General features: G+C 64.0%; 13 protein-coding genes. 10 read left to right on the top strand and 3 right to left on the bottom strand.

Features of this window, described 5'->3' with window-relative positions; genetic code table 11:
- The first annotated feature begins 8 nt into the window (after nt 1-8).
- Nucleotides 9-809, top strand: coding sequence for an RNA methyltransferase (locus ABCV34_RS04035; protein WP_345798697.1), 801 nt, complete (start codon nt 9-11; stop codon nt 807-809).
- Between the two features lie 59 nt (nt 810-868).
- Here ABCV34_RS04035 and ABCV34_RS04030 read toward each other — a convergent pair whose 3' ends face one another.
- Entirely contained in the window at nt 869-1,702 is an 834-nt protein-coding gene (locus ABCV34_RS04030) for a pyruvate, water dikinase regulatory protein (protein ID WP_345797938.1), read from the bottom strand.
- 218 nt (nt 1,703-1,920) lie between these two features.
- On the opposite strand from ABCV34_RS04030, the gene ppsA reads away from it, so the two are divergent.
- From ppsA to ABCV34_RS04015, 3 genes are all read left to right on the top strand, one after another.
- The gene (gene ppsA / locus ABCV34_RS04025; RefSeq protein ID WP_345797937.1) at nt 1,921-4,299 is read left to right on the top strand and encodes a phosphoenolpyruvate synthase; all 2,379 of its coding nucleotides are present in this window, start codon (nt 1,921-1,923) and stop codon (nt 4,297-4,299) included.
- Nucleotides 4,300-4,421: 122 nt separating this feature from the next.
- Nucleotides 4,422-5,105, top strand: a complete 684-nt coding sequence (locus tag ABCV34_RS04020) for a methylated-DNA--[protein]-cysteine S-methyltransferase (protein ID WP_345797936.1) — start codon at nt 4,422-4,424, stop codon at nt 5,103-5,105.
- 265 nt (nt 5,106-5,370) lie between these two features.
- Nucleotides 5,371-5,811: a pyrimidine dimer DNA glycosylase/endonuclease V gene (locus ABCV34_RS04015; protein WP_345797935.1), complete on the top strand. Its 441-nt coding sequence runs from the start codon at nt 5,371-5,373 to the stop codon at nt 5,809-5,811.
- A gap of 498 nt (nt 5,812-6,309) precedes the next feature.
- Here ABCV34_RS04015 and smpB read toward each other — a convergent pair whose 3' ends face one another.
- Nucleotides 6,310-6,792 (bottom strand): SsrA-binding protein SmpB, encoded by a 483-nt coding sequence (smpB, locus tag ABCV34_RS04010; protein ID WP_345798696.1) that lies wholly within the window; start codon nt 6,790-6,792, stop codon nt 6,310-6,312.
- Between the two features lie 124 nt (nt 6,793-6,916).
- Here smpB and ABCV34_RS04005 point away from each other — a divergent pair, with 124 nt between their 5' ends.
- The 5 genes from ABCV34_RS04005 (at nt 6,917) to mmsB (ending at nt 11,147) form a co-directional block, all read left to right on the top strand.
- Nucleotides 6,917-7,351, top strand: a complete 435-nt coding sequence (locus ABCV34_RS04005) for a type II toxin-antitoxin system RatA family toxin (protein WP_345797934.1) — start codon at nt 6,917-6,919, stop codon at nt 7,349-7,351.
- 1 nt (nt 7,352) lies between these two features.
- On the top strand, nt 7,353-7,625 hold the full coding sequence (locus ABCV34_RS04000; protein WP_345797933.1) for an RnfH family protein: 273 nt from the start codon (nt 7,353-7,355) through the stop codon (nt 7,623-7,625).
- 184 nt (nt 7,626-7,809) lie between these two features.
- Nucleotides 7,810-8,964 carry an acyl-CoA dehydrogenase family protein gene (locus ABCV34_RS03995; RefSeq protein ID WP_345797932.1) on the top strand — a complete coding sequence of 385 codons (1,155 nt, stop codon included), beginning with the start codon at nt 7,810-7,812 and terminating at the stop codon, nt 8,962-8,964.
- On the top strand, nt 8,961-10,127 hold the full coding sequence (locus ABCV34_RS03990) for an enoyl-CoA hydratase/isomerase family protein (RefSeq protein WP_345797931.1): 1,167 nt from the start codon (nt 8,961-8,963) through the stop codon (nt 10,125-10,127). Before ABCV34_RS03995 ends, ABCV34_RS03990 begins: the two co-directional genes overlap by 4 nt.
- 120 nt (nt 10,128-10,247) lie before the next feature.
- Nucleotides 10,248-11,147, top strand: a complete 900-nt coding sequence (gene mmsB / locus ABCV34_RS03985) for a 3-hydroxyisobutyrate dehydrogenase (RefSeq protein ID WP_345797930.1) — start codon at nt 10,248-10,250, stop codon at nt 11,145-11,147.
- A gap of 74 nt (nt 11,148-11,221) precedes the next feature.
- Here mmsB and ABCV34_RS03980 read toward each other — a convergent pair whose 3' ends face one another.
- On the bottom strand, nt 11,222-12,211 hold the full coding sequence (locus ABCV34_RS03980; protein ID WP_345797929.1) for a folate-binding protein: 990 nt from the start codon (nt 12,209-12,211) through the stop codon (nt 11,222-11,224).
- 258 nt (nt 12,212-12,469) lie between these two features.
- On the opposite strand from ABCV34_RS03980, the gene mltG reads away from it, so the two are divergent.
- Nucleotides 12,470-13,480, top strand: a complete 1,011-nt coding sequence (gene mltG, locus ABCV34_RS03975; RefSeq protein WP_345797928.1) for an endolytic transglycosylase MltG — start codon at nt 12,470-12,472, stop codon at nt 13,478-13,480.
- Nucleotides 13,481-13,491 lie beyond the last annotated feature (11 nt).

Here is a 13,491-nt window from a genome sequence, read left to right as displayed (position 1 = left end):
CCGCCGTCATGACATCGTCCGCCCCCGTTCGTCACATTGCTTCGCGCGACAATCCCGACTACCGGCTCTGGCTGCGGCTGGCTCAGGGCCGGTCCGGCCGGCGTGAGACCCGGGTCATCCTGGAAGGCGAGCATCTGTGCCGCGCCTGGATGGAGCACATGGGGCCGCCGCTGGCGCTGATCGTGGGAGAAGCCGTACAGGCGCAGTCGCCCGGCTGGATCAAGCCGCTGTGGCAAGCGTGCGAGTCGGCGCGGCGCGTGGTGCTGGAGGATCGTCTGGCCCATCTATTGTCGCAGGTGGAACACGGGCCCGCCGTGTTCTTCCTGGTCGAGACGCCGCACTTTGCCTTGCCGGATCAGGTCGCCGACGGCTGTTTGTGCCTGGATCGGGTACAGGATCCGGGCAATCTGGGCACCCTGTTGCGCACTGCGGCGGCGGCAGGGCTGACACAGGCATTTCTGTCGCCGGGCTGCGCGGCCGCCTGGTCATCCAAAGTGTTGCGTAGCGGCCAGGGGGCGCATTTTGCACTGCGGATCCATGAAGGGGTCGATCTGTTGGCGCTGCACGAACGCCTGGCCGTGCCGCTGGCGGCCACCACGCTGGAGCAGGCACGGTCGGTCTATGAACAGGATCTGCGCGGACCCTGTGCCTGGCTGTTCGGCAACGAGGGGCGTGGCGTGGCACCCGAACTGCTGGATCAGGCAGACTGGCGGGTGCACATCCCGCAATCGGCGGGTGTGGAATCTCTCAATGTCGCAGCGGCCGCCGCGATCTGCCTGTTCGAGCAGCGGCGACAGCAGGCCAGTTGAATCCGGCGGATGGCCCGGCCGACGGTTGTGGATCCTGCCTTCAGCAGTTCATCCGGCCCTCAGTAGCTCATCCGGTCCAGCCCGACCTCGTCCAGGATCTTCGTGGAGATTTCCTCGATCGAACGCGTCGTGGTCGACAGCCAGGGGATGTTTTCCATGCGCATCAGCCGCTCGGAGTCGGCGATTTCCTGGCGGCACTGCTTCAGGGACGCGTAGGTGCTGTTCGGGCGACGTTCATTGCGCACCTCGGCCAGCCGTTCCGGCTGGATCGACAGGCCAAAGAGCTTGCGTCGGTAGGGCAGCAGCGTGGCCGGTAGCGCGCCCCGGTCGAAGTCCTCGGGGATCAGCGGGTAGTTCGCCGCCTTGACGGCATACTGCATGGCCAGATACAGGCTGGTGGGGGTTTTGCCGCAGCGCGAGACCCCGACCAGGATCACGTCGGCCTGTTCCAGCCCCTGGATGTACTGCCCGTCGTCGTGAGCCAGGCTGAAATTGATGGCCTCGATGCGGTTGTTGTACTGTTTGCTCAGCCCATTGGTGTGGGACCGGCCCACCGAACGGTTGGATTTGACCCCCAGGACGCCTTCCAGATGCTGCACGAAGGCGCCGAACAGGTCCAGAAAGATGCAGGGCGACTCGCGGATGCGGTCGGCGATTTCCGGGTCGACGAGCGTACTGAACACCAACGGAGGCGGCCCGCCCAGTTCGGCCCGCTGGGTGATGCGCCGCGCCGCCGCGTTGGCCTTTTCGACCGAGTCGATGAAGGGCAGGCGGATAGCCTGGAAGGGGATTTCCTCGAATTGGGAGAGCACCGCGTGGCTGAAGGTCTCGGCGGTAATCCCCGTGCTGTCCGAGACGATGAATACGGGTCGTTCGATTGCGGGGTCGGTCATGGATTTTGAGCCAGCTGGCGTCAGAAACGGTACAATCCGCGAAGGTTACCAGTCACCTGATCGACAGGCAAGGCTGGTTTGCCGGACGCATGCCGACCGCCCGTTGCTGCACAGCACCAATCCAGGTGCCGTAGCGATCGGGCTGGTTGTGATTCATCGGGTTTCACGATGCGGCGTACGTCGGGCAAACACGCTTTTTCTATCTCAAAGGTGACACCATGTCGTATGTTGTATCGTTCGAGCAGCTCCGCATGTCGGACGTGGACTCGGTAGGAGGCAAGAACGCTTCTCTAGGCGAAATGATCAGCCAGCTGGCCGGTGCCGGCGTCCGCGTGCCGGGCGGCTTTGCGACCACTGCCGATGCCTTCCGCGATTTCCTGAAATCCACGGGCCTGGATGCCCGCATCAACGCGCGCCTCGACGCCCTGAACGCCGACGACGTGCGCGAACTGGTGTCCGCAGGTGCCGAAATCCGCCAGTGGGTGATCGACACGCCGTTTCCGGCCGCATTCGAAAAGGCAATCCGGGATGCCTTCGCGCAACTGGACGCCGACGGCAAGGGCTCCTTTGCCGTGCGTTCGTCCGCGACCGCCGAAGACCTGCCCGACGCTTCGTTCGCCGGCCAGCAGGAAACCTATCTGAACGTAGTCGGGATCGACGACGTGCTGGAAAAAATCCGCCACGTCTTCGCGTCCCTGTACAACGATCGCGCCATCTCCTACCGGGTGCATAAGGGCTACGCGCACGCCGAGGTCGCTCTGTCGGCCGGCATTCAACGCATGGTGCGTTCGGACAAGGGCAGTGCGGGTGTCATGTTCACCCTGGACACCGAATCCGGCTTCAAGGACGTCGTCTTCATCACCTCGTCCTACGGCCTGGGCGAAACGGTGGTGCAGGGCGCGGTCAACCCTGATGAGTTCTACGTCTTCAAGCCCACGCTGGCAGCCGGGCACTATCCCATCATCAGCCGGCGCATCGGCTCCAAGCTGATCAAGATGGAATTCGACGAGCAGCGCGCCTCCGGCCATGCCGTGCGCACCGTGGAAGTCCCCGCGTCCGAGCGCAACCGCTATTCGCTGACCGACGACGAGATCATCGAACTGGCCCGCTACGCCACCATCATCGAATCCCACTACCAGCGCCCCATGGACATCGAATGGGGCCGCGACGGCGTGGACGGCAAGCTCTACATCCTGCAGGCGCGCCCCGAAACCGTGAAGTCTCAGCAGAGCCATCACGACGTGCAGGAACGCTACCGCCTGAAGGCCACCGGCGAAGTCCTGGTCACCGGGCGCGCGATCGGCCAGAAGATCGGCTCGGGCACCGTGCGCGTCGTGGGCGATGCCTCCGAAATGGACCAGGTACGCCCCGGCGACATTCTGGTCACCGACATGACCGACCCGAACTGGGAACCCGTCATGAAGCTGGCCTCGGCCATCGTCACCAACCGCGGCGGGCGCACCTGCCACGCGGCCATCATTGCCCGCGAACTGGGCATTCCGGCGGTCGTGGGCTGCGCCGACGCCACCGACGTGCTGACCGACGGGCGCGAGGTCACCGTATCCTGCGCCGAGGGCGACGAGGGTCGTATCTACGACGGCCTGATCGAGACCGAAATCGAGGAAGTCCGCTGGGGCGACATGCCCGACATCGGCCTGAAGGTCATGATGAACGTAGGCAATCCCCAGCTGGCGTTCGACTTCTCGCAGATCCCCAACAGCGGGGTGGGGCTGGCGCGTCTGGAATTCATCATCAACAACAACATCAACGTCCACCCCAAGGCGATCCTGGACTACCCGAACGTGGACAGCGACTTGAAAAAGGCCGTTGAATCCGCCGCCCGGGGTTACGCCAGCCCGCGCGCCTTCTTCGTCGAAAAACTGGCCGAAGGCGTGGCCACCATCGGGGCCGCCTTCTACCCGAAGCCGGTCATCGTGCGCCTGTCGGATTTCAAGTCCAACGAATACCGCAAACTGGTCGGCGGTTCGCGCTACGAGCCCGAGGAAGAAAACCCCATGCTGGGCTTCCGGGGCGCGTCGCGCTACATCGCCGACGACTTTGCCGAGTGCTTCCGGATGGAATGCGAAGCCTTGAAAAAAGTGCGTGACGAGATGGGCCTGACCAACGTCGAGATCATGGTGCCGTTCGTGCGCACCCTGGGCCAGGCGCAGCGCGTCATCGAATTGCTGGCCGCCCACGGCCTGACGCGTGGGGAAAACGGCCTGCGCCTGATCATGATGTGTGAAGTCCCATCCAACGCCATCCTGGCCGATGAATTCCTGCAGTTTTTCGACGGATTCTCCATCGGCTCGAATGACATGACCCAGTTGACCCTGGGCCTGGACCGCGATTCCGGCATGGAACTGCTGGCCGCCGACTTCGACGAACGCGATCCCGCCGTGCTGTTCATGCTGCGCCGCGCCATCCAGGCCTGCCTGAAGGCCGGGAAATACGTCGGCATCTGCGGCCAAGGCCCCAGCGATCACCCCGATCTGGCCGAATGGCTGCGCGACGAGGGCATCCTGTCCATGTCGCTGAACCCGGACACAGTGGTCGATACCTGGCAGCGCCTGGCGGACACCAAGATCGCCGCCTGATCGCGGGGGCGCCTGCGGCGCTCTTCAGAGGTCTGAATGGAAACCCCAGCCTGTGAAGGCTGGGGTTTTTTTTGTCAGGATCGGTACACTGGTCGACAGGTTGCCGATCTTGAGGTGCTTCCATGTCATTTCACGCCATTGTCCCGTCGCCGTTGGGCGACATCCTGCTGACTGCCGATGCCTACAGCCTGACAGGCCTGCATTTCACCGATCAGCGGGATTGTCCGGCCGTTCCTGGCATGGATACCACAGCCGACGATATTTCCGATCCCTCTGCCGGCATGGCAAAGGGAAAGCCGATCCGATCCTTCAAGGCAGTGCGGCCTGACGCCGCAGACGAACAGCTGCCTGGCATGGATGCGATTCTGGCTGGCGATATGGCTCGCGCTGCCACGCTGCCGGCATCCATTGTTTCATCTCTGCGGATGCTGCAGGATGACACGCCGGATGACGCATTGGCCGTACTGAACCGCACCGCGCAGGAACTGGACGAATACTGGCGCGGTGCGCGGCAGGTATTTGATGTTCCACTGGATCCTCCCGGGACTGACTTTCAGAAGCGCGTCTGGCAGGCCCTGTTGGCGGTGCGCTGCGGTTCGACGCTGTCCTACGGCCAACTAGCCGAGCAAGCGGGCCTGGGGGCTGGTTATGGCCGCGCCGTGGGTACCGCCGTCGGCAGCAACCCCATCAGCATCATCATTCCCTGCCACCGAATCCTGGCCAGCAACCATACGTTGAACGGGTATGGGGGAGGGCTGGGAAGGAAGGTGAAGTTGCTGGAACTGGAAGGATTCCGGGTGGGGTGAGGGGCTGGTTGCGACCCCAACCGGACCTTCGCGGCTCGAATCGCACCGCTGCATAGCGGACACTGGGCCTCCGCATGCCGTCGAAAAAACGTCAACGTAGCGCAAGCGCCACACCATCGACGTCAGGCTATACTCGCCTTGGACAGCTGGACCTGGGGAGGCGGCATTCTCATCGAATCAAACACCTGGTGCTGCCGCGAGGGTATGCGCCGCCAAGTGTATAACTGAACGTCGAGTTCGTATATTCAGTAGTTAGGCGTCACAAATGCGTTTATGGTCATTGCATCCCAAGTACCTCGATCCGCAAGGTTTGGTCGCCTTGTGGCGCGAGTCGTTACTTGCCAGGGCAGTGCTTCGCGGCGAAACGCGTGGGTATCTTCACCATCCGCAACTTGAGCGGTTCTGGGCTCACGCACATCCGCGCGTCGCCATCAATTCGTATTTGGCAGGCGTCTATGCCGAGGCTGTCGCACGCGGCTATACATTCAACAAATCCAAGCTCGGGCCGGCCCGGGTTGCACAGCCCATTACGGTCAGCTCTGGCCAAGTCGAGTTTGAGTGGCAGCACTTGCTACGCAAGCTGGCAACGCGCAGCCCCGAGAGGTTTGCACAGCTGCAGGGCACGGATTCTCCGGCTTGCCACCCACTGTTTTGCCGTCGGCCCGGACAAGTGGCATCATGGGAGCGGGCGCAAGGTGGCGCCTAACAACTCAAGGTGGGGCGTGTGTTGTGGCAATTGCAGCGCTGTGATCATTGCCATCGCGGCCCTGTTGGGCGTCCTTGTCTGTCTGTGGCGCTCGTCGCCCACGCCATACATTGTTTCAGGCGGTGCAATGGTGGCAATCTTTGCGTTGCTTGCACAAAGTAGGCATTCGTATTTCTGCGAGCTGCTGACACCAAATACATTCGCTACCCAAGAATTTGGGCAGGCCCTCGTCAAATACCGAAAGTTCAAAGTAATAGGTGGTCGTCTTTCGTTGGTGCTTGCAGTAGCTGGGGTGCTTGCTTGCGCTGTTGGTGGGTTAGGCCGCTAATGCAACAGGTTGGCCTAACAACTTATTCCAGCGGACGCGCTGCGCGCCGTTAAATCTGGGCGTTACCAGCCTCCCCAATAGCGGACGGTCGCCAGAGGCTGGTTATGGCCGTTAACAGCCATTTCCTACTCACTCTTGAAGTGCTTCTTCTCCCGCGATATTCAGATCCGTCACCCCCGCTTCGTATCGTGCTTCATCAACCGCTCTTTTTCCCGCGCCCAGTCCTTGTCGCGCTGGGTGTCCCGCTTGTCGTGCAGTTTCTTCCCGCGGCCCAGGCCGAAATCCAGCTTGATGCGGCCACCCTTGTAGTGCAGGTTCAGGGGCACCAGGGTGTAGCCGCGCTGTTCGACCTTGCCGATCAGCTTGCTGATCTCCTCGGCCTTCAGCAGCAGCTTGCGCGTGCGGGTGGCGTTGGGGTGGATGTGGGTGGACGCGGTGGGTAGCGGGCTGATGTGCATGCCCAGGATCCAGATCTCGCCGTCGCGCACGATGACGTAGCTTTCCTTCAGCTGGACGTGGCCGGCGCGGATCGCCTTGACCTCCCAGCCTTCCAGGACCAGGCCGGCCTCGAAGCGTTCTTCGATGAAGTAGTCGTGGGTGGCTTTGCGGTTGTCTACAATACTCATGTTGTCTGCCCTGGACTGCCTATCGATCGGGGATAGGCTCCCGATTGACGGCGCGCCGCCGATTCTCCCGGGATGGGATGGCGGGTTTCCGTGCCTGCGGCGCGGGCACTGATAAAATCCTCACATTCTAGCGTAACCGCCCGTTTCACAGATGCCCTCCATCCAACGCTCCGTCCTGGTTCCCTTCAGCTGCGAACAGATGTTCGATCTGGTCGCCGATGTCGCGAAGTACCCGGAATTCATGCCCTGGTGCGGTGGCGCGCACGTGCAGTGGAAAAACGAACAGGGAATGCAGGCGACGGTGCAGATCCATTTTGCCGGCATCCGGCAAAGCTTCACCACGCGCAACGATCACGAGTATCCGCACAAGATCGTCTTTCATCTGGTGGATGGCCCGTTTTCCAACCTGACGGGGTATTGGGCCTTCCAGCCGCTGGGCAAGGACGGCTGCAAGGTGCTCTACACCATGGAATATGCCTTTTCCAGCCGGGCGCTGTCGGCGGTGATCGGGCCGGTGTTCAACCGCATCGCGACCAGTTTCATCGATTCCTTCACGCAGCGCGCCTACGCGGTCTATAAAAGCTGAGATGCGCATCCATGTTGCATTCGCGGCGCCGACCCGCATCTGGCGGCAATCGCTGGACGTGCCGGTCGGGACGACGGCGGGGCAGGCGGTGGCGCTCAGCGGTTTCGCACGGGAATTCCCGGAATTCACGGATCATTTGCCCGCGATGGGGGTATACGGTGAACGCTGTGACCCAGGGCGCGTGCTGCACGAAAACGATCGGGTGGAGCTCTATCGGCCGCTGGTGTTCGATCCGCTGGAATCGCGCCGTCGGCGGGCTGCGCACCGCCGGTGATTGTCGTCCGCTTGACAGCCAGGGCGCGCGGGTTGATCTAAGGTCAATTCGCTCAAACGGGTGCCGGCGCCAGGTGCTACAGTAAGCCAGCAACGCAGCGGCGGGCCTCGATCAGGCCAGGCTGCCTCGGACGGCGCCACAAGCGCCCCGCGACCGCGACGACAACGAATCCGGAGACAAACACATGGATTTTCGCCTCAGCGAAGAACAACAGGCCTTTGCACTGGCCGCGCGCGAATTTGCCCAGGGGGAACTGGCCCCCAATGCCGCGCGCTGGGACGAGGAACACATTTTCCCCCGCGAGGCCTTCACCAAGGCGGGTGAACTCGGCTTCTGCGCGATGTATGCGCCGGAATCCATCGGCGGCCTGGGGCTGCCGCGCCTGGATGCCACGCTGGTGTTCGAGGAAATGTCCGCCGTCGATCCCTCGACCACGGCCTTCATCACGATTCACAACATGGCCACCTGGATGATCGGCACCTGGGCGCAACCCGCGGTCCGCGATCACTGGGGGCCGTTGCTGGCCAGCGGCGAAAAACTCGCCTCCTACTGCCTGACCGAGCCCGGCTCGGGATCGGATGCGGCGTCGCTGACCACCAGCGCGCGTCGCGAGGGCGATCATTACGTCCTGAACGGTGCCAAGGCCTTCATTTCGGGGGCGGGCGATACCGACGTGCTGGTGGTCATGGCCCGCACAGGGGCGGCGGGCGCGCGCGGGATCTCGGCTCTGGTCGTACCGGCCGACAGCGCGGGCATCACCTACGGCCGCAAGGAAAACAAGATGGGCTGGAACAGCCAGTCCACTCGCCCCATCACCTTCGAAAATGTCCGTGTGCCGGTGGAAAACCGCCTGGGCGAGGAAGGCGAGGGTTTCCGCTTCGCCATGAAGGGCCTGGATGGCGGGCGCATCAACATCGCCACCTGCTCGGTGGGGGCGGCCCAGGGCGCCTACGAGGCCGCGCGCCGCTACATGGGCGAACGCCGCCAGTTCGGCCAGCCACTGGCCGACTTTCAAGGACTGCAGTTCAAGCTCGCGGACCTGCTCGCCAATATCGTGGCCTCGCGGCAGATGGTGCGCCTGGCGGCGACCAAACTGGACCAGGGCGACCCACAGGCCAGCGCCTACTGCGCCATGGCGAAGCGCTTTGCTACGGATCTGTGTTTCCAGTCCTGCCTGGACGCGCAGCAGATCCATGGCGGCTACGGCTATCTGAAGGACTACCCGCTGGAACGCCTGGTGCGCGACACGCGGGTGCACCAGATTCTGGAAGGCACCAATGAAATCATGCGGGTGATCGTCGCCCGCCACATCCTGACCCAGGGAGCCGATCTGCGATGAGTTCAAACCCTGCCACGACACCGGAGCCGCAAGCGCAGGACCCGGTTTTGTTCACGGAAGTACCCTCGGGGCGGGGGCGTCGCATCGGGCTGGCGATGCTGAACAGCCCGCAGACGCTCAACGGCCTGTCGCTGCCTATGTGCCGGCTACTGGACGAGCGCCTGCAAGCCTGGGCCGACGATGACCGCATCGTCGCCGTGGTGCTGCGCGGTGCGGGTGACAAGGCCTTCTGCGCCGGTGGCGATCTGCACAACCTCTACCGCAGCATGCTGGATAGCCCGGCGGGCGATGCCTGGGCCAATGTGCAGGCCCGGACCTTCTTTGAAACCGAATATCGGCTGGATTACCAGATCCATCGTTACGCGAAACCAGTCCTGTGCTGGGGCAGCGGCATCGTGATGGGCGGCGGGGTCGGGCTGATGCTGGGCGCCAGCCACCGTCTGGTGACGCCGACGACCCGCTTTGCCATGCCCGAGGTCACGATCGGCCTGTACCCGGACGTCGCGGGGACCTGGATGTTGAGCCGCTTGCCGCGCGGTATCGGCGAGTTCCTGGCGTTCACGGGCGCCCAACTGGGGGCCGCCGACTGCCTGCATTACGGGATGGCGGACCGGATGTGCGATGCGGATGGGTTTGACGCGCTGATGGTGGCGCTGGGCGCGGTGGACTGGGCCGACCAGGCGGCCAACCATGCCGCTCAGGTGGATGTGGTGCTGGATGACCTTCAGATTGCGGCGCCGGAACCGGGGCCCCTGCAGCGCCACGCCAGCCGGATCCGCGAGGCTTGCGGCCGCGCGGATTTCCTGCGGATCGGCGCCGACATCGCGGTCTGGAAGCGCGATGCCGACCCCTGGCTGGCGCGGGCGGCCACGACTTTCCTGGCGGGGTCGCCGGGTTCGGCACGACTCAGTTTTACCCTGCTGAACCGCGCGCGGCGTCAGTCTCTGGCCGATGTCTTTCGCATGGAATACATCGCCTCGCTGCATTGTTGCGCCGAGCCCGATTTTCGTGAAGGCATCCGGGCGTTGCTGATCGACAAGGACAAATCCCCGCGCTGGCGGCCCGCCACCCTGGAGCAGGCCTCGCCGGATTGGGTGAGGCGCTTTCTCGCGCAACCCTGGCCGGCCGGACAGGTCCACCCGCTGGCGGATCTCGGGACCTGAAGCAAGCCTGGGGATTTCCAATGCAGTCCGGACGACAGCTTGCCCGCCGAATTCCGGGGGTGGATTCACCGGGCTGGAAATGACGATATCGTTCCAATATCACTTCCGAGGAGACACATAATGAGCAGCAAGATCGGTTTCATTGGTCTGGGCCACATGGGCGGCCCGATGGCGCAAAATTTGCTGAAGGCCGGCCACTCCCTGAAGGTCTTTGACCTGATGCCCGAGGCCCTGAAGGCGGCCATCCAGGCCGGCGCCACGGCAGTGTCGTCGGCGGCCGAGGCGGTGGCGGGCGTCGATCTGGTGGTGACGATGCTGCCGGCCAGCCGCCACGTCGAAGGCTTGTACCTGGGCAAGGGCGGTCTGCTGGAATCCATCGCCAAGGGCACGCTGGTGCTGGAATGCAGTACGATCGCGCCCGAATCCGCCCGCAAGGTTTCGAAGGCTGCGGCCGAACACGGCATCCCCATGCTGGACGCGCCGGTATCGGGCGGCACCGCCGGGGCGGCGGCGGGCACGCTGACCTTCATCGTCGGCGGGGCCACGGCGGACCTGCAGGCCGCCATGCCGTATCTGCAGGTGATGGGCAAGAACATCTTTCACGCCGGCGAGGCCGGGGCGGGGCAGGTCGCCAAGATCTGCAACAACATGCTGCTGGGCATCCAGATGGCGGGCACCGCCGAGGCGCTGGCACTGGGCGTGGCCAATGGCCTGGACCCCAAGACTCTGTCGGATATCATCGCCAAAAGTTCGGGGCGCAATTGGGCGACCGAACTGTACAACCCGTGGCCGGGCGTCATGGCCAATGCGCCGGCCTCGCACGACTACGAGGGTGGCTTTGGTGTGGACCTGATGCTCAAGGACCTGGGGCTCGCGGCCGAGGCCTCGATGCAGACGCGGGCGACGACGCCGCTGGGCGAGCTGGCACGCAATCTATACGCGCTGCACAGCACCCAGGGCAACGGCAAGCTGGATTTCTCCAGCATCCTGAAGCTGTATCACCAGCCGCGCAAATCCTGATGCAGCATAGATACACCCGATAGACCAGAGACCCGAAGATCCACAAAAGATCGGTATTTTGGGTCGTCTCGGCTTCAGGCGGGTTCCAGACCGCGCGGCGGATTCATGGCCAGTTCGGCCCCGTCGGGCGACCCGACCGCGTAGCGCATGGCCGGCCAGTCCGTCAGCGTGATTTCCGCTGCAACGTGCAGTTGCCCCTGGTGAACCGCTGATTCGATGATGCGCCCCACCGGCCGGCCGGCGGTATCACCGGCGGCGTACAGGTCGGCCGTGGCTACTGGCGCAGGCCTGTCGGCGGGCCATGGCGCCATGCCATAGGCCATGCGGCGCTTTACGGTGCCCCGGTAGTGGCTGCGGGCGATCACTTCCTGCCCCGGATAGCAGCCTTTTTTGAAGTCGATACCGCCGTTGATGTCCATGTCCAGTGCGCTGGGCAGAAAGACGTCCTGACTGGCTGCCCGGATCCAGGGCCAGCCGCTGGCCAGCCGGGCGGCGCGCCAGGCGGCCGCGCTATCGTTGGCCCAGGCTTCGTCGTCAGTATCGGTCACGACAACCGCCTGCGCACCCAGCAGCGGCGTGCCAGCTGCATCGTTTAGGGAATCAGAGACAGCGCTGATGCGCCACGCGGCGGGCATGTCGACGGTCGAATGGGGCGCCACGATCCAGGTGGCCCCATCCAGATCACGCCGCGACCAGGCGGGCAGGGTATGCAGGGCGGCGGGCACGCCGCCCCCCCAGACCCCATGAATGACACGGGAATCGTCCAGGGACAGAGTGACCTTGGCGCGCAGCACGAACAGGCGCAGCCGGCGCAACACGCCTTCGGCCAGGTCCCGCGACACCATGAAGCAAACGGCATCCGTCCCGGACGACCAGATCATGCCGTTGGCCAGCAGCCGACCCTGAGCGGTGCAATAGCCAGCCGGGTGCGCCCGATCGGCGGGCAGCCCCTGGACCGCGTTCGTCAACTGGCCATGCAGGAAGCCGATCGCGTCCGGCCCTTGCAGGTGGATGAGGGCCATATCGGCCAGAGGCCAGTGTCCTTCGACGGCGGAGATGCTCATGACGAATTCGATGCGTTGAAGTGTGAAACATATCATCATAGCGGCCACGCCGGCCGGCACCAAGCCAAAACCCTTGTTCCCGCATGCCGGTTCCGTGGTACCGCAGGCCCGCCGCCAGCATCGCCGTCCATATCGGGTGGTGCCGGCACCAGAGGGCGAAAGGCCCGCCGGATCGCGGCCGGCGCCCTGTTCCGGTTGGCTACCAGTTGATACCGCCCGAGGCGCAGGACAGGGGGGCTGTCGAGTAAACTGGCGTCCATGAAAAAGCTATTACGATTGTCCCTCTGGCTGCTGATCGTGTGCCTGACGCTGCTGGCCGTCGGCATCGGCGGCGCGGCCTGGTGGGGCTGGAAAAGGCCGGTTCCCATGACCAGCCCGGTGATCGATTACCTGATCGACACAGGCAGCACGCCACGACAGATCGCGCAGGCCATGCAGGCTGCCGGTATCGATCTGGATCCGGAAGGTTTCGTCTGGCTTGCGCGCCTGAGCGGCCGCGACAAGTTGCTGAAGGCTGGCGCCTACGAGGCGCGTACCGGCGATACGCCTTGGCTGCTGCTCGAGCGCATGGCCAATGGCGACATGACCCAGACGCGGTTAACCTTCCCGGAAGGCCGAACCTTCGACCAGATGCGTGCCGCGCTGAATGCCGACCCGAAGGTGCGCCACGACACACTGGGTATGGACGATGCGGCTGTCGCCAGACGTCTGGGTCTGGACACCGACACGCCCGAAGGCCTGTTCTACCCTGACACCTACGTTTTCGGCCCCGGCACGTCGGACCTGGACATCCTGCGCCGGGCGGCGCAGGCAGGCCATCAGGTGCTCGATCGCCTCTGGGCGCAACGAGACGCGGACCTGCCGTTGACGACGCCCTACCAGGCCCTGATCCTGGCCTCGATCATCGAAAAGGAAACCGGGCACGGCAGCGATCGCGCCCGGATCGCCGGGGTTTTCATCAACCGTCTGCGCATCGGCATGCCCCTGCAGACCGACCCGGCTGTCATCTACGGCCTGGGTGCGGACTACCAGGGACGCCTGCGCAAGAAAGACCTGGAGCAGGACACGCCCTGGAACACCTATACTCGCCCAGGCCTGCCGCCCACACCCATCGCCAATCCCGGCAAGGCGGCGCTGATGGCGGCGATCCACCCGGAAAAACACGATTTCCTGTATTTCGTGTCGCGTGGCGACGGCACCAGCGAATTTTCGAAGGATCTGTCGGCGCACAATCGCGCGGTGGGCAAATACATCCTGAAGCGCAACTGAGGCGACACGCA

The sequence above is a fragment of the Castellaniella sp. MT123 genome, assembly GCF_039614765.1.
Taxonomy (GTDB): Bacteria; Pseudomonadota; Gammaproteobacteria; order Burkholderiales; family Burkholderiaceae_B; genus Castellaniella.
The sequence above is the reverse complement of the archived record's forward strand: the minus strand, read 5'-3'. Positions and strand labels throughout refer to the sequence as shown.